This window comes from Vogesella sp. EB (assembly GCF_001037925.1).
GTDB lineage: Bacteria > Pseudomonadota > Gammaproteobacteria > Burkholderiales > Chromobacteriaceae > Vogesella > Vogesella indigofera.
This window is the reverse complement of sequence record NZ_LFDT01000014.1, coordinates 29,940-44,855: the sequence shown is the minus strand read 5'-3', so window position 1 is coordinate 44,855 and position 14,916 is coordinate 29,940. Positions and strand designations below refer to the sequence as shown.

The 14,916-nt window shown below is 65.1% G+C and carries 13 protein-coding genes and 4 tRNA genes; 11 read left to right on the top strand and 6 right to left on the bottom strand.

The window, feature by feature from the left end:
* Positions 1 to 15 precede the first annotated feature (15 nt).
* Positions 16 to 2,871 carry an aminomethyl-transferring glycine dehydrogenase gene (gene gcvP / locus ACG97_RS09895; protein ID WP_047967189.1) on the top strand — a complete coding sequence of 952 codons (2,856 nt, stop codon included), beginning with the start codon at positions 16 to 18 and terminating at the stop codon, positions 2,869 to 2,871.
* Positions 2,872 to 2,966: 95 nt separating this feature from the next.
* Here gcvP and ACG97_RS09890 read toward each other — a convergent pair whose 3' ends face one another.
* On the bottom strand, positions 2,967 to 3,209 hold the full coding sequence (locus ACG97_RS09890; protein ID WP_047967188.1) for a hypothetical protein: 243 nt from the start codon (positions 3,207 to 3,209) through the stop codon (positions 2,967 to 2,969).
* A 180-nt stretch (positions 3,210 to 3,389) separates the two neighbouring features.
* On the opposite strand from ACG97_RS09890, the gene ACG97_RS09885 reads away from it, so the two are divergent.
* The 3 genes from ACG97_RS09885 (at position 3,390) to ACG97_RS09875 (ending at position 7,170) form a co-directional block, all read left to right on the top strand.
* A complete protein-coding gene (locus tag ACG97_RS09885; RefSeq protein ID WP_047967187.1) occupies positions 3,390 to 4,325 on the top strand; it encodes a DUF808 domain-containing protein in 936 nt (311 codons plus the stop codon).
* A gap of 132 nt (positions 4,326 to 4,457) precedes the next feature.
* The gene (locus ACG97_RS09880; RefSeq protein ID WP_047967186.1) at positions 4,458 to 5,762 is read left to right on the top strand and encodes a hemolysin family protein; all 1,305 of its coding nucleotides are present in this window, start codon (positions 4,458 to 4,460) and stop codon (positions 5,760 to 5,762) included.
* Between the two features lie 133 nt (positions 5,763 to 5,895).
* Positions 5,896 to 7,170, top strand: coding sequence for an O-acetylhomoserine aminocarboxypropyltransferase/cysteine synthase family protein (locus ACG97_RS09875; RefSeq protein WP_047967185.1), 1,275 nt, complete (start codon positions 5,896 to 5,898; stop codon positions 7,168 to 7,170).
* Positions 7,171 to 7,419: 249 nt separating this feature from the next.
* On the opposite strand, the gene ACG97_RS09870 is transcribed toward ACG97_RS09875, so the two are convergent.
* On the bottom strand, positions 7,420 to 8,664 hold the full coding sequence (locus ACG97_RS09870) for a TIGR03862 family flavoprotein (protein ID WP_047967184.1): 1,245 nt from the start codon (positions 8,662 to 8,664) through the stop codon (positions 7,420 to 7,422).
* A 292-nt stretch (positions 8,665 to 8,956) separates the two neighbouring features.
* On the opposite strand from ACG97_RS09870, the gene ACG97_RS09865 reads away from it, so the two are divergent.
* Together ACG97_RS09865 and ACG97_RS09860 are read left to right on the top strand one after the other, a co-directional pair.
* Complete coding sequence (locus ACG97_RS09865; RefSeq protein ID WP_047967183.1) at positions 8,957 to 9,433, top strand: NUDIX domain-containing protein; 477 nt, start codon at positions 8,957 to 8,959, stop codon at positions 9,431 to 9,433.
* Positions 9,430 to 9,774: a thioredoxin family protein gene (locus ACG97_RS09860; protein WP_047967182.1), complete on the top strand. Its 345-nt coding sequence runs from the start codon at positions 9,430 to 9,432 to the stop codon at positions 9,772 to 9,774. Before ACG97_RS09865 ends, ACG97_RS09860 begins: the two co-directional genes overlap by 4 nt.
* Positions 9,775 to 9,864: 90 nt before the next feature.
* On the opposite strand, the gene ACG97_RS09855 is transcribed toward ACG97_RS09860, so the two are convergent.
* The 3 genes from ACG97_RS09855 to folD form a co-directional block, all read right to left on the bottom strand.
* On the bottom strand, positions 9,865 to 10,470 hold the full coding sequence (locus ACG97_RS09855; RefSeq protein ID WP_053068127.1) for a hypothetical protein: 606 nt from the start codon (positions 10,468 to 10,470) through the stop codon (positions 9,865 to 9,867).
* Positions 10,471 to 10,473: 3 nt separating this feature from the next.
* Positions 10,474 to 11,334, bottom strand: a complete 861-nt coding sequence (gene purU / locus ACG97_RS09850) for a formyltetrahydrofolate deformylase (RefSeq protein ID WP_047967181.1) — start codon at positions 11,332 to 11,334, stop codon at positions 10,474 to 10,476.
* A gap of 85 nt (positions 11,335 to 11,419) precedes the next feature.
* Positions 11,420 to 12,271 carry a bifunctional methylenetetrahydrofolate dehydrogenase/methenyltetrahydrofolate cyclohydrolase FolD gene (folD, locus tag ACG97_RS09845; protein ID WP_047967228.1) on the bottom strand — a complete coding sequence of 284 codons (852 nt, stop codon included), beginning with the start codon at positions 12,269 to 12,271 and terminating at the stop codon, positions 11,420 to 11,422.
* Positions 12,272 to 12,502: 231 nt separating this feature from the next.
* Here folD and ACG97_RS09840 point away from each other — a divergent pair.
* The 5 genes from ACG97_RS09840 to ACG97_RS09820 all read left to right on the top strand — a co-directional run bounded on the left by ACG97_RS09840 (position 12,503) and on the right by ACG97_RS09820 (position 13,688).
* Positions 12,503 to 12,579, top strand: a tRNA-Pro gene (locus tag ACG97_RS09840).
* 18 nt (positions 12,580 to 12,597) lie between these two features.
* Positions 12,598 to 12,674: transfer RNA gene (locus ACG97_RS09835), tRNA-Arg, on the top strand.
* A gap of 23 nt (positions 12,675 to 12,697) precedes the next feature.
* Positions 12,698 to 12,773: transfer RNA gene (locus ACG97_RS09830), tRNA-His, on the top strand.
* Positions 12,774 to 12,821: 48 nt separating this feature from the next.
* Positions 12,822 to 12,897, top strand: a tRNA-His gene (locus tag ACG97_RS09825).
* A gap of 119 nt (positions 12,898 to 13,016) precedes the next feature.
* The gene (locus tag ACG97_RS09820; RefSeq protein ID WP_047967180.1) at positions 13,017 to 13,688 is read left to right on the top strand and encodes a GntR family transcriptional regulator; all 672 of its coding nucleotides are present in this window, start codon (positions 13,017 to 13,019) and stop codon (positions 13,686 to 13,688) included.
* Between the two features lie 39 nt (positions 13,689 to 13,727).
* On the opposite strand, the gene ACG97_RS09815 is transcribed toward ACG97_RS09820, so the two are convergent.
* Positions 13,728 to 14,900 (bottom strand): ABC transporter substrate-binding protein, encoded by a 1,173-nt coding sequence (locus tag ACG97_RS09815; RefSeq protein WP_047967179.1) that lies wholly within the window; start codon positions 14,898 to 14,900, stop codon positions 13,728 to 13,730.
* Between the last annotated feature and the right edge of the window lie 16 nt (positions 14,901 to 14,916).

The window sequence follows — 14,916 nt, the reverse complement described above, 5'->3', positions numbered from 1 at the left end:
AACGGAATCGAAGACATGTCGCTCTCGCAACTCTTCAATCATCAAGAATTCATCGCCCGCCACATCGGCCCGTGCGAATCCGAAAAAGCCGACATGCTGGCCGCCATCGGCGTCAGCTCCGTCGAAGACCTGGTGGCACAGACCGTGCCGGCCGGCATCCGCTTCAACCGCGCGCTGGACCTGCCGCCGGCGATGCGTGAAGCCGACGCACTGGCGGCACTGAAAACCGTCGCCAGCAAGAACATCGTCAACAAGTCCTTCATCGGTCTGGGTTACTACCCGGTACAGGTGCCAGGCGTGATCCTGCGCAACGTGCTGGAAAACCCGGGCTGGTACACCGCCTACACCCCGTACCAGGCCGAAATCGCCCAGGGCCGCCTGGAAGCGCTGCTCAACTTCCAGCAGATGGTGATCGACCTGACCGGTCTGGAACTGGCCAACGCCTCGCTGCTGGACGAAGCCACCGCCGCCGCCGAAGCGATGACGCTGGCGCGCCGTGTGTCGAAAGTGAAGTCCGAACAGTTCTTCGTCGATAGCCGCGTGCTGCCGCAGACGCTGGACGTGCTGAAGACCCGCGCCGAATACTTCGGCTTCGAGCTGGTGCTGGGCCATCCGGAAGAAGCCGGCAACGGCGACTACTTCGGCGCGCTGTTCCAGTACCCGGGCGAATCCGGTGAACTGCTGGACCTGACCCCGTACATCGCTGCGGCAAAAGCCCGTGGCGCGGTGGCCATCGTGGCTGCCGACGTGATGGCGCTGGTGGCACTGAAATCGCCGGCCGAAATGGGCGCCGACGTGGCGGTGGGCAACACCCAGCGCTTCGGCGTGCCGATGGGCTTCGGCGGCCCGCACGCTGCCTACTTCGCCTTCCGCGACGACATGAAGCGTTCCGCGGCCGGCCGCATCATCGGCGTGTCCATCGATGCCAAGGGCAAGACCGCGCTGCGCATGGCGCTGCAGACCCGCGAGCAGCACATCCGCCGCGAAAAAGCCAACTCCAACATCTGCACCAGTCAGGTTTTGTTGGCCAATATGGCCGGCATGTACGCGGTGTACCACGGTCCGGAAGGCGTCAAGCGCATCGCCACCCGCATCCACCGTCTGGCGGCGATCTTCGCCCACGCGGTGAAGGCCGCCGGCGGCAAGCTGGTATTCGACCGCTTCTACGACACGGTACAGGTTGAGCTGGGCGATCGTGCGGCCAACGTTTACGCCGCGGCTCTGGCCGCCGGCATCAACCTGCGCGATGCCGGCAACGGCGTGCTGGGCGTGGCCTTCCACGAAGCCGCCACCGAGGCGGATCTGGCGCAACTGATCGAGCTGTTCACCGGCAAGGCCGCCGACATCGCCGCGTTGGATGCGGCTGCTGCCGACGCCATTCCGGCCGCGCTGAAGCGCGAATCGGCGATCCTGTCGCACCCGGTGTTCAACGAGCACCACAGCGAGCACGAGATGCTGCGCTACCTGAAGAAGCTGGAAAACCGCGACCTGGCGATGAATCACTCGATGATTTCGCTGGGCAGCTGCACCATGAAGCTGAACGCTACCAGCGAGATGATCCCGGTGACCTGGCCGGAATTCGCCAACATGCACCCGTTCGCCCCGCGCGACCAGGCCGTTGGCTACCTGGAAATGATCGAAGGCCTGCAACAGCAGCTGCTGGCGATCACCGGTTTCGACGCGATCTCGATGCAGCCGAACTCCGGCGCGCAGGGTGAATACGCCGGCCTGCTGGCGATCCGCCGCTACCACGCCAGCCGTGGCGAAGCGCACCGCAGCGTGTGCCTGATCCCGCAATCGGCGCACGGTACCAACCCGGCCACCGCGCAGATGCTGGGCATGCAGGTGGTGGTGGTGAAGACCGACGACAACGGCAACGTGGACATGGCCGACCTCAAGGCCCGCGTCGAGCAGCATGCGGCCAACCTTGGCGCGCTGATGATCACCTATCCGTCCACCCACGGCGTGTTCGAGGAAGGCATCAAGGAAATCTGCGCCCTGATCCACGCCAACGGCGGCCAGGTGTACATGGACGGTGCCAACATGAACGCGCAGGTGGGCCTGACCCGTCCGGCTGACATCGGCGCCGACGTGCTGCACATGAACCTGCACAAGACCTTCTGCATCCCGCACGGCGGCGGCGGCCCGGGCATGGGCCCGATCGGCATGAAGTCGCACCTGGCGCCATTCATGGCCAACCACGTGGTGTCGGAAGTGCCGGGCGCGGTGGCCGGCCAGAGCGCGGTTTCCGCCGCGCCGTTCGGCTCCGCCTCCATCCTGCCGATCTCCTACATGTACATCGCGATGATGGGCGCGGAAGGCATGAAGCACGCCACCGAAATGGCACTGCTGAACGCCAACTACCTGATGCAGAACCTGTCGGCGCACTATCCGGTGCTGTACACCGGCGCCAACGGCCGTGTCGCGCACGAGTGCATCATCGACCTGCGTCCGCTGAAGGCCGCCTCCGGCGTCACCGAAGTGGATGTCGCCAAGCGCCTGATGGACTACGGTTTCCACGCGCCGACCATGAGCTTCCCGGTAGCGGGCACGCTGATGATCGAGCCGACCGAATCGGAATCCAAGGCCGAGCTGGACCGCTTCATCGCCGCCATGGTCGCCATCCGTCAGGAGATCGACAAGGTGCAGAACGGCGTCTGGCCGCTGAACGACAACCCGCTGGTCAACGCGCCGCACAGCAAGGCCGACATCACTGGCGAGTGGACGCGTGCCTACAGCCGCGAAGAAGCGTTCTTCCCGCTGCCGTACGTACTGGACAACAAGTTCTGGCCTAGCGTGAACCGCATCGACGACGTGTACGGCGACCGCAACCTGGTGTGCAGCTGCCCGTCGGTTGAAGAGTACGAGTAAGCGCGCGCCTGCGGCCAACCCTGGCCGCCACGCAAGCAAAACCCCGCCGGAGACGGCGGGGTTTTTTCATGGCTGCGGTGCGTGGTGGTGCCGGTTTACGGGCACGGTCCCGCTGCTGGGCAGGCGGCATCGCTTGCCGCTTTGGCCGGTGCCGGCTCGTCGTCCTTGGTGGCGGCGCGCACGCCGGCGGCGGTGACATCGACCGCGGCACCGACCACGGTGGCGCCGACCTTGACGGTGGTGGCCACCACGGTGACGGCGGCATCGGCGACGGCAATCACGGCACAGCCGGTGAGGGCCGGCAGCAGGCTGGCCAGGAGCAGGGAACGCAAGAACATGATCGGATTCCGTTGAGTGACAGCCGCCAGTGTAGGGCCTGGCGCCGTGGCTGGCCACGTTTCGGCACGCCGGCGTGCAGATTGGTGATGGGGCCGGTCACGGAAAACTGCTACCATGCCTGCCGATTTTCCCCCATTTACTGACGACCGCCCGCCTGCGCGAGGCGGCAGGAGCCGACGATGGCAGGAGCAAGCCTGTTAACCCTGATTGACGATATCGCCACCGTGCTCGACGACGTGGCGGTGATGACCAAGGTCGCCGCCAAAAAGACCGCCGGCGTGCTGGGCGACGATCTGGCGCTCAATGCGCAACAGGTGGCCGGCGTGCACGCCGAGCGCGAACTGCCGGTGGTGTGGGCGGTGGCGATGGGCTCGCTGCGCAACAAGCTGATCCTGGTGCCGGCGGCGCTGCTGATCAGCGTGGTGGCGCCGTGGCTGATCACGCCGCTGCTGATGCTGGGCGGTGCCTACCTCTGCTTCGAGGGCTTCGAGAAACTGGCGCACCCGCTGCTGCACAGCGCGGCGGAAGACGAGGCGCACCACCAGGCGCTGACGGCGGCGCTGAGCGACCCGGCCACCGACATGCTGGCATTCGAGCGCGACAAGATCAAGGGTGCGATCCGCACCGATTTCATCCTGTCGGCGGAGATCATCGCCATCACGCTGGGCACGGTGGCGGCAGCGCCGTTCCTGTCGCAGCTGACAGTGCTGTCCGGCATCGCGCTGATCATGACCGTCGGCGTCTACGGCCTGGTGGCCGGCATCGTCAAGCTCGACGACGGCGGCCTGTACCTCAAAGGCAAGGACAGCATCGCGCTGCAATGGCTGGGCGCGCTGATGCTCAATGCCGCACCCTACCTGATGAAAACGCTGGCCATCGTCGGCACCGCCGCGATGTTCATGGTCGGCGGCGGCATCCTCACCCACGGCCTGTCCTTCCTGCACCACGCCATCGAGCAGACCACCGCCATCGCCGGCAACCTGCCGCTGGTGGGGCGCACGCTGGCGCTGCTGACGCCGACGGTGCTGGACGCGTTGACCGGCATCGTCGCCGGGGCGCTGGCGCTGTTGCTGGTGACGGCGGGGCAGCGTGGCTGGCGTCTGGTGCGCGGCTGAACGACTGAACGGTCACCCCGGCCGGGGGCAGGGCGCTCGCCGCCACGCCCGGCCGGCCGTGAAAAAGTTGAATCCGGCGCGCCCTGATGTAGAATCGGGGCTTCCTTGTTTCCGGGGTGACCCCACAGTCCGATGGACATATTCATAATTTTCGTGCTGTTCTTCCTGAACGGCATTTTTGCGATGGCGGAAATTGCCATCGTCTCCTCGCGCAAAGTACGCCTGCAGCAGTGGGCAGAAGAAGGACACCGCGGCGCCATTGCCGCGCTCAAGCTGGCCGATGAACCGACCCGCTTCTTGTCCACCATCCAGATCGGCATTACCCTGATCGGCATCCTGTCCGGTGCCTTCGGCGAGGCCGCCATTGCCGACCGCCTGATTCCCTATTTCGCCACCGTACCGCTGCTGGCCGACATTGCCCGCCCGCTGGCGCTGGGCATCACCGTGCTGCTGATTACCTACTTCTCGCTGATCATCGGCGAGCTGGTGCCCAAGCGCATCGGCATGCAGAACCCGGAAGTGCTGGCCACTGTATTGGCGCCGCCGATGCTGCTGCTGGCCAGGGCGACGCGGCCGCTGGTGCGCTTCCTCAGCCTGTCCACCGAGACGGTGCTGCGCGTGCTGGGCATCAAGAAGCCGAAAGAGCCGTCGATCACCGAGGAAGAAATCAAGGTGCTGATGGAGCAGGGCGCGGAAGAGGGCATCTTCGAACGCGCCGAGCAGGAGCTGGTGGAAAACATCTTCAGCCTCGACGAGAAGAAGGTGGTCTCGATCATGACCCAGCGTAAGGACATCATCGCGCTGGACATCGACGACCCGCTGGAAGACAACCTGCGCATCATCAAGCAGAGCGTGTTCACCCGCTACCCGGTGTGCAAGGGCGGTTTCGAGAACGTGCTGGGCATGATCCAGGCCAAGGACCTGCTGCACCGGTTGCTGGACGACAAGTCGGTGACGCTGGCCGAGCTGGTGCGCCCACCGCTGTACGTGCCGGAGGCGATCAGCCCGATGCAGCTGCTGGAGCAGTTCAAGCGCACCCGCAACCACACTGCGCTGGTGGTCGACGAATACGGCGAGATCGAGGGCCTGGTCAGCATCAACGACGTGATGGAGGCGATTGTCGGCGACCTGCCGACCGAGGCTTCCGACAGCGACGAGGAAATCGTGCAGCGCGACGACGGCAGCTGGCTGGTGGACGGCATGATGTCGCTGGACGATTTCAAGGAACACTTCGACCTGGACATGATCGAGGGCGAGGAAACCGGCGATTTCCAGACCGTGGCCGGCTTCGTCATCTTCATGCTCGGCCGCGTGCCGGCGACCGCCGACCGCGTGGAGTGGGGCGGTTTCACCTTCGAGGTGGTGGACATGGACCGCACCCGTGTCGACAAGCTGCTGGTGACGCCACCGCCGCCGGAAGTCACGCCGGAAGCGTAAGCTGTCGCAAACAACCCCGCCTGGAGCGGGGTTTTGTTTTGCTGCATTGCTTATCGGCAATGCCGCTTTGCGGCAACAAAAAATGACGATAAAGTTAAAAGGTTTCGCAACCATAACCACAGGATAGAGAGCAATGAAACTGGAAACCCTCGCCGTACACGCCGGCTACAGCCCGGACCCGACCACCAAGGCGGTGGCGGTGCCGCTGTACCAGACCACCAGCTACGCCTTCGACAGCACCCAGCACGGTGCCGACCTGTTCGATCTCAAGGTGCAGGGCAATATCTACACCCGCATCATGAACCCGACCACCGACGTGCTGGAAAAGCGCGTGGCGGCGCTGGAAGGCGGCATCGGCGCGCTGGCGGTGGCCTCCGGCATGGCGGCGATCAGCTACGCGATCCAGACCATTGCCGAAGCCGGCGACAACATCATCGCCACCAGCACCCTGTACGGCGGCACCTATAACCTGTTCGCGCACACCTTTCCGCAGCTGGGCATCACCGTGCGCTTCATCGACCCGGCGCGGCCGCAGGACATTGCGGCCAACGTTGACGACAAGACCAAGGCGGTGTTTTGCGAGTCCATCGGCAACCCGCTGGGCAACGTGGTCGATTTCGGCGCCTTTGCCGCCGAGGCACACCGTCACGGCCTGCCGCTGATCGTCGACAACACCGTGCCGTCGCCCTACCTGTGCCGCCCATTCGAGCACGGCGCCGACATCGTGGTGCACAGCCTGACCAAATACCTCGGCGGCCACGGCGGCAGCATCGGCGGCATCATCGTCGACTCCGGCAAGTTCCCGTGGGGCGAGCACAAGGAACGCTTCGTACGCCTGAACACGCCGGACGTCAGCTACCACGGCGTGAATTATGTCGAGGTGCTCGGTGCCGCCGCCTACATCGCCCGTGCCCGCGTGGTACCGCTGCGCAATATGGGCGCCGCCATCTCGCCGTTCAACGCGCACCAGATCCTGCTCGGCATCGAGACACTGGCGCTGCGCATGGACCGCATCTGCGACAACACGCTGGCGGTGGCCAACGCGCTGGCCGCGGACCCGGCGGTGGCGTGGGTGGAGTACGCCGGCCGCGCCGAGCATCCGCAAAAACCGCTGGTGGACAAGTACATGGGCGGCCGCGCCTCCGGCATCCTGTCCTTCGGCATCAAGGGCGGCGTGGCCGCTGGCGGTCGTTTCATCGACGCGCTGCAGCTGGTGACGCGCCTGGTCAATATTGGCGACGCCAAGTCGCTGGCCTGCCACCCGGCGTCCACTACCCACCGCCAGCTGTCGCCGGAGGAGCAGCTCAAGGCCGGCGTGCGCCCGGAGATGATCCGGCTGTCGATCGGCATCGAGCATGTCGACGATATCCTCGCCGACATCCGCCAGGCGCTGCAGGCGGCCGCCTGAGCGCTTCGAACCTGTTCGCGACCTGCTGCGACTCGATCTCAAGGAGGCGCCCGCATTGAAAACGGCTTCGGCATGCTGGTTTGTATCGGGATAAACGCCGTTTCCTCAGCCGTTTTCGCCTTGTCTCGCGTGAGCGCGCGAGACCATGAACACGCTCTGGCGCGGGCTGAATGACACTGCGGCCAACCTTTGTGACAAGGTTGGCCGCAGTGTTTTGTGAGGTGCGTCAGTGCTTGCTGCGATGCGCGTTCACGGCGCCGCCAGCCACTGCAGCATGCCCTGCGCGGCGGCGCGGCCGCTGGCGAAGCAGGCGGTGAGCAGGTAGCCGCCGGTCGGTGCCTCCCAGTCCAGCATCTCGCCGGCGACAAACACGCCCGGTAGCGCACGCAGCATCAACTGCGCGTCGACGGCATCGAAGCGCACGCCGCCGGCGCTGCTGATCGCCTCGTCCAGCGGCCGTGCCGCGTGCAGCGTCAGCGGCAGCGCCTTGATCGCGGCGGCGAGGCGCGCCATGTCGTTGAAGCTGTCCTTGTCCAGGCACTCGCGCAGCAGGCCGGCGCGCACGCCGTCGATGCCGCACTGCTTGCGCAGGTGGTTGGCCAGCGACGCCGCGCCACGGCCGCGTTCCAGTTCGGTGCGCAGCCGCGCCGGATCGCGGTCCGGCGCCAGGTCGAGCAGGACGGTGGCGCTGCCGTGGGCGTTGATCTCGTCGCGGATGGCGGCGCTGAACGCGTACACCAGATTGCCCTCGATGCCGTGAGCGGACACCACGCACTCGCCGCGGCGGGTCAAGGCTTGGCCGCAGGCGTCGCGGAAGGTGAGGGCGACGTTCTTCAGCGCGCTGCCGGCAAACTTGTCGGCAAAGTGTGCGCTCCACCGCGCGTCGAAGCCGCAGTTGGACGGCTGTAGTGGCGCCACCGCCACGCCCCTGTCCTGCAGCAGCGGCAGCCATTTGCCGTCCGATCCCAGTTTCGTCCAGCTGCCGCCGCCCAGCGCCAGCAGCACCGCGTCGGCGTGGCGGACGCAGTCGCCGTCCGGTGTGGCAAAGCGCAGCCCGCCGTCGGCGTCCCAGCCCAGCCAGCGGTGGCGCACGTGGATGTGCAACCCGGCGTCGCGCAGCCGCGTCAGCCACGCGCGTAGCAGCGGCGCCGCCTTCATCCCGGTGGGGAACACCTTGCCGGAGCTGCCGACGAAGGTGGCGATGCCGAGGCCGTGCACCCAGTCGCGCAGCGCGGTGGCGTCAAAGGCATCGATGATCGGGGTCAGCTCTGCTTCGCGCTGGCCGTAGCGCGCCAGGAACGGCGCCCGCGGTTCGCTGTGGGTGATGTTCATGCCGCCGACGCCGGCGAGCAGGAACTTGCGCCCGACCGAGGGCATGGCGTCGAACAGTTCGACGTCGGCGCCGTGCGCGAGCAGGGTTTCGGCGGCGATCAGGCCGGCCGGGCCGCCGCCGATGATGGCAACGCGCGGGCGGGAAGGGGAGGAATCAGGCATGGTCGGAACGTCTGCAAAGGTTGGCCGCAACGGGAGAGCGGCATTGTACCGAAATGACGGCCGCCACAGCAGCCGCATTTCAGCGGCCGCGGGCAGCCAGCCTTGGGCGCTCTGGCGTGCGGTTTGCCGTGTGGCGGGCCGGCGCGGGCTTTTTTTATTTTGTCATTTCATGCATACGGCGTTTGCAGATATTCCAAGTGGCTGTTTAAAATTGCCGATTGCTCGCCACGCCGGCGAAAGTATTGATTTTTAATTGTTTTGTTGAATTTTTCGAGAATTGAATTTTAAAAATATGCAGATTGTTTCGGAACGGAATCCACGTGACACCCGCTTGTGCCCCACCTTGCCGCGCCGCGCCACCGCCATCATCGAGTTGCCCGATGGCGTGCTGATGACGGCCTCGGCCAACAGCCGTTTTTGCCTGCCCGGCGGCGTGTCGCAGCGCGGCGAGCTGCGCTCGCAGGCTCTGATCCGCCAGATCCGCGACCAGACCGGCTTGCGCATCAATTCCATGCTCTACCTGTTCGACCACATCACCCAGCACAACGCGCACAAGGTGTATCTGGTGATCGCGCAGGGTCTGCCGCGGTTGCAGGAGGGCGGCAGCCGGCTGACGCTGGTGACGTCGCCGGATGCCGACATGGACATCCACATCGAATCGCGCGCCATCCTGCGTCGCTATGCCAAGCTGCGCGGCGAGGAGGGCGCCAAGAGCGAGGCGGTGCGCGCCATGCTCAAGCTGGCGCGCTATATCGCCAAGGTGGAATGATGACGGGCTGGCAGGCGCTGGACGAATTCGGTTTCGATCATGTGCTGGCGGATACGGCCGGCACGGCACTGGTGATGTTCGGCCAGCCCGCTTGCGGCGCCTGTCGCGGCTGGCACCAGCGGCTGCCGCAGTGGCTGGACAATGGCGAGGCGCGGCTGTTTTATGTCGACGTTGCCCGCTCGCAGGCGCTGGCTAACCGTTTCGAGCTGTTCCAGCTGCCGGCTTTCGCGCTGTACCGGTACGGTGAATTTCACTGCCGCTTTGCCGCGCCGTTCCAGGCGGCCGCGGTGCGCGCGGCACTGGTGGCCGCGCTGCTGGCTCCGGCCGAGGAAGAACCGTGAGCCAGGCTAGCGTTTAGCGTCGCTAACAACACCTCGCTACGCACCTGAGCCAAGGCGGCGCAACGCAGGATCAGGGTTTTTTGGTGGCGCTTACTGCGCTTGCACGCTATCGGCGGCCGGCTTGGCGTCGGCCTGTTGTTCCGCCTGCTGCAGCGCGCGCTGCAGCTCTTCCGGCATCGTCACCAGGCCAAGGCCGGTGGCACCATTCATCAGCACGAAAGACAGGAACAACGCCACCGGCGCGAACAGCAGGGTGCCCAGCAGGATGCGCAGCTTGGTGAGGCCGCTGCCGAAGGACAGCGCCGACACCAGCAGCCACAGCCCGATCATGCCGATGGTCATGCTGGCCACGCTGGCGACGTCGTCCGGCAGCCAGCTGCTGAGCGGGTCCAGCAGCTGGATGGCGCTGGCGGCGACGATGGTGCCGGTCAGCGACGGCACGTCGGCGACACTGGTGCGGCGCAGCCACCACTGCATGAAGCGGCCGTAGAGCAGGGTTTCCAGCGTGACGTAGACGGTGAAGAACAGGATCACGTTCAGCGGCTCACCCATGCCGGCCGGCGCGCTGGCGGCGGCGACCACCCCCAGCAGCAGCAGGGCCATCGCCAGGTGTCGGGTCGGATACTGGTAGTGCGCCAGCGGCTGGAACTGCAGGCGCAGCATGGCCAGCGCGTCGTTGATGAGGGGCAGGTTCATGGTTCAGTCAAAAATGACGGTCTTGTTGTTGTAGGCCAGGATGCGGTTCTCCAGATGCCAGCGCACCGCGCGCGACAGCACCACCCGCTCCAGGTCGCGGCCTTTCTGGATCAGGTCGTCGACATCGTCGCGGTGCGAGATGCGCATCACTTCCTGCTCGATGATCGGGCCGTCGTCGAGGATCTCGGTCACGTAGTGGCTGGTGGCGCCGATCAGCTTCACGCCGCGGGCGAAGGCGCGGTGGTAGGGCTTGGCACCGTCAAACGCCGGCAGGAAGCTGTGGTGGATGTTGATCACGCAGTGCGGGTAGCGCTCGACGAACTTGTGCGACAGCACCTGCATGTAGCGCGCCAGCACGATCAGGTCCACCTCGGCTGCTTCCAGCAGCGCCCACTGCTCGGCTTCGGCCTGTTCCTTGTTGTCCTTGTTCACGCTGATCACGTGGTAGGGGATGCCGTGGAATTCGGCCAGGCCGCGGCAGTCCTCGTGGTTGGACACGATCAGCGGAATGTCGCAGTCCAGCTCGCCGATGCGCCAGCGGTGCAGCAGGTCGACCAGGCAGTGCTCGTACTTCGACACGAAGATCGCCATCCGCGGCTTGCGCGACGACAGCGACACTTCCCAGCTCATGTTGTGTTTTTCCGCGATCGGGGCGAAGGCGGCGGCGAAGCTTTCCATTGGCAGGCTGAAGCCGTGCAGGTCCCACTGGATCCGCATCAGGAACAGGTTCTCCACCGCGTCCTGGTGCTGGTCTGCGTGCAGTATGTTGGCGTTGTAGGTCAGCAGGAAATTGGCGATGGCCGCCACCAGCCCCTGGCTGTCGGGGCAGCTGACCAGCAGGGTGGCCGAGTGCTTGTTGCTCATGGTGTGCTCTTTGTTATTGGTTTTCGGAAAACAAACGCCACAGTCGGCAGGCAGACTGTGGCGTCGAAGCGGATGCGGTCTGCGATCAGGCGTTGAGGTTGGCCGCATCCAGCGTGTTTTGCAATAGCGTGGCCACGGTCATCGGGCCGACACCGCCCGGTACCGGGGTGATGAAGCTGGCCACGTCGCGCGCCACGGCGAAATCGACGTCGCCGCAGATGCTGCCGTCGTCCAGGCGGTTGATGCCGACGTCGATCACCACCGCGCCCGGCTTCAGCCATTCACCCTTCACGAATTTCGGAATGCCGACACCGGCGACCACGATATCGGCGCGGCCAACCTCGGCGGCCAGATCGGCGGTGGCGCTATGGCATACCGTCACCGTGGCGCGCGCCAGCAGCATTTCCAGTGCCTGCGGCCGGCCGACGATGTTGGAGGCGCCGACGATCACCACGTTCTTGCCCTTCGGGTCGATGCCGTACTCTTCCAGCAGCGTCATCACGCCGCGCGGGGTGCACGGGCGCAGCAGCGGCATCTTGGTGGCCAGGCGGCCAACGTTGTACGGGTGGAAACCGTCGACATCCTTTTTCGGGTTGATGCGCTCGATCACCAGCTGCGGGTCGATCTGCTTGGGCAGTGGCAGCTGCACCAGGATGCCGTCGATGCCGTCGTCGGCATTGAGGGTGTCGATGATGGACAGCAGTTCTTCTTGAGAAGTGCTGCCGGGCAGGTCATAGGCTACCGAGCGCACGCCGGCCTTTTCGCAGGAACGTTTCTTGTTCTTGACGTAGATGCCGGAGGCCGGATCGTCGCCCACCAGAATCACGGCCAGCGCCGGAGCGCGCTTGCCTGCGGCCACGCGGGCGTCCACGCCTTCGCGCACACGGTTGATCAGGGTTTCGGCGACGGCTTTGCCGTCGATAAGTTGTGCCGCCATGCTGCTATCCACCATTAAGGTTTGATGTAAACGAAAGACGGATTTTCTCATTTTTCCGGGGTGGTGCTCAATCTTTTAGCGCGTTGGCGGCGCTTTTTTTGTGCGGTGCGGCATTTGTGGCCGCGACAGTCGCACGGCGGCGTTGTCGGGCGCGGATCATCCATTTCGATTTTATTGCACCGCGGGTGTTGACAGGCGGATTTTCGCCACGTATAGTTCGCCTCCTGTCGTCGGGGCGTAGCGCAGCCTGGTAGCGCATCTGCTTTGGGAGCAGAGGGTCGTGAGTTCGAATCCCACCGCCCCGACCACAGACAACCCGGCATAACGTGCCCGTAGCTCAATTGGATAGAGCACCAACCTTCTAAGTTGGGGGTTACAGGTTCGAACCCTGTCGGGTGCGCCAAGCATGTTTTAGTTTTATCTGTGGTGGATGTAGCTCAGTTGGTAGAGTCCAGGATTGTGATTCCTGTTGTCGTGGGTTCGAGCCCCATCATCCACCCCACCTTTTTTAGCCTTGTCGCAGCAATGCGGCGAAGCGCACCGCTCAGCGGTGGATGTAGCTCAGTTGGTAGAGTCCAGGATTGTGATTCCTGTTGTCGTGGGTTCGAGCCCCATCATCCACCCCAGTTAAAAACCCGGCTTTGTGCCGGGTTTTTCCATTTCTTCCCTGTTTTCCGCTTGTGGCCGGTGAAATTCACCGTATAATCGAATACATTTGCATGTATCCGATAGCCAGAGCGTGACCATGACCACCTTGCAGCCGATCAAACGCCAGACCCTGACCAGTGCGGTTACAGAATCCTTGCGCCAGCGCATCCTGTCCGGCGAATTTGCCGACGGACAGCAGCTGCGCCAGGAGGCCCTTTCCAATGAATACGGCGTCAGCCGCGTGCCGGTGCGCGAAGCCCTGCGCCAGCTGGAGGCCGAGGGGCTGATCCAGATCATCGACCACAAGGGCGCGCTGGTGTCCAAGCTGTCGCTGGATGACGTGCTGGAGTTGCTGGACATCCGCGCCACGCTGGAGAGCGAGCTGCTGCGGGCGGCCATTCCCTGTCAGGACGAGGCGGATCACGCCGCCGCCGAGGCCACGCTGAAGGAATTCGAGCAGGCGCTGGTCAGCAACGACATCCGCCACTGGGGCGAGCTGAACGCGCGCTTCCACCTGGCGCTGTATCGTGCCGCCAAGCGCCCGAACACGCTGGCGCTGATCGAGCAGCTGCACAACAAGACCGACCGCTACACGCGGATGCAGATCCTGTTCACCCGCACCATGGAGCTGGCGCACCAGGAGCACAGCAAGCTGTTGCAGCTGTGCCGCGAGGGCAAGGCGGACGAGGCGGCGGAATTCATCCGCTTCCACATCCAGTCTGCCGGCCATGCGCTGGAGGCGTACATGAACTCCGCCGAGCGCCGCTAACCGTCATTTTTGTATACAAAACGCCGTTCCTGGCCTGGGCTAGGGACGGCGTTTTTGCGTGCGCTCGTTGCTGTAGGCGTGGACGACTTCGCCGTGCTGCAGTTTGCCGATCACCGGTACGGCCAGGTCGATGGCGTCGTGGTCGCTGGCGGAGAACGGCTGGCGGTAGGTGGTGATCACACCCTTGACCGGCGCGGGCAGGTTTTCCAGCGCGCGGACAATGGCCTTGCCGTCGGTGCTGGCGCTGTGGCGCAGTGCCGCCGCCAGCAGCAGCAGGCTGTCGTAGCCCTGCGCCGCCGATACCGCCGACGGGATGCGGCGGCCGCCAAAGGTGTGCAGGTAGCGCGCGACAAAGTCCTGCCGCAGCGGGTCGGCGCTGTCGCTGATGAAGGTCTGCACCATGCGCGCGCCTTCGGCATTGGGGCCGGCGTCGTCGATGAAGTTGGACATCGACAGCGTCCAGCTGCCGATCAGCTGCGGCCGCCAGTCCATCTGCGCCAGCGAGTTGGCGATCTGCGCCAGCTCCGGGCCGATGGCATAGGTCAGGATCGCCTGCGCCCCGAGATCGCGCGCCCGGCTCAGTTGCGCAATCATGTCGCGCTCGCCAAGGCGGAACTGGCCGATATAGACCGGGCTCAGCCCTTGCTGGCGCAGCGCCTTGATCAGTTCTTCCTCGCCGATGCGGCCGTAATTGGTCTTGTCGTGGAAAATCGCCAGCCGGCTCAGGCCGCTGCGTTTCGCCTCGCGCACGATCAGCGGCGCCTGCTGCGCGTCGGAGGCGGCGACGCGGAACACGTAGTTGAGCGGGTATTTTGGCGGTGCGAACTGTGCGGTGACCTTGGGTGCGGTGGCGACCGCGGTGATCGCCGGGATGCCGGCCTGCTGGTAGTGGACCTGCGAGGCCAGCGCCACGCCGCTGTTGACGAAGCCGACGCTGGCGATCACGCGCTGGTGTAGCGTCAGTTCCTTGGCAATGCGGATGCCGATATCGGAGCGGCCCATGTCGTCGCGCTCGATCAGCAGCAGTGGCCGGCCGCGGATGCCGCCGCTGCGGTTGATTTCCGCCGCCGCCAGGCGGATGCCGTTGCGCATGCTGATGCCCATCGGTGCCGAGCCGCCGGTGAACGGGCCGGAGACGCCGATACGGAGCGCTTCGGCCGCGGAGGCGGCAAGCGGCAGGCACAGCAACAGCAGGCGGAGGGTGCGATACACGGGGGATTCCTGATGG

Bases quoted from the DNA above. Each gene is read 5' to 3' on its own strand.
- gcvP (WP_047967189.1), top strand. From the start codon at position 16: ATGTCGCTCTCGCAACTCTTCAATCATCAAGAATTCATCGCCCGCCAC.
- ACG97_RS09890 (WP_047967188.1), bottom strand. From the start codon at position 3,209: ATGTTCTTGCGTTCCCTGCTCCTGGCCAGCCTGCTGCCGGCCCTCACC.
- ACG97_RS09885 (WP_047967187.1), top strand. From the start codon at position 3,390: ATGGCAGGAGCAAGCCTGTTAACCCTGATTGACGATATCGCCACCGTG.
- ACG97_RS09880 (WP_047967186.1), top strand. From the start codon at position 4,458: ATGGACATATTCATAATTTTCGTGCTGTTCTTCCTGAACGGCATTTTT.
- ACG97_RS09875 (WP_047967185.1), top strand. From the start codon at position 5,896: ATGAAACTGGAAACCCTCGCCGTACACGCCGGCTACAGCCCGGACCCG.
- ACG97_RS09870 (WP_047967184.1), bottom strand. From the start codon at position 8,664: ATGCCTGATTCCTCCCCTTCCCGCCCGCGCGTTGCCATCATCGGCGGC.
- ACG97_RS09865 (WP_047967183.1), top strand. From the start codon at position 8,957: ATGCAGATTGTTTCGGAACGGAATCCACGTGACACCCGCTTGTGCCCC.
- ACG97_RS09860 (WP_047967182.1), top strand. From the start codon at position 9,430: ATGATGACGGGCTGGCAGGCGCTGGACGAATTCGGTTTCGATCATGTG.
- ACG97_RS09855 (WP_053068127.1), bottom strand. From the start codon at position 10,470: ATGAACCTGCCCCTCATCAACGACGCGCTGGCCATGCTGCGCCTGCAG.
- purU (WP_047967181.1), bottom strand. From the start codon at position 11,334: ATGAGCAACAAGCACTCGGCCACCCTGCTGGTCAGCTGCCCCGACAGC.
- folD (WP_047967228.1), bottom strand. From the start codon at position 12,271: ATGGCGGCACAACTTATCGACGGCAAAGCCGTCGCCGAAACCCTGATC.
- ACG97_RS09820 (WP_047967180.1), top strand. From the start codon at position 13,017: ATGACCACCTTGCAGCCGATCAAACGCCAGACCCTGACCAGTGCGGTT.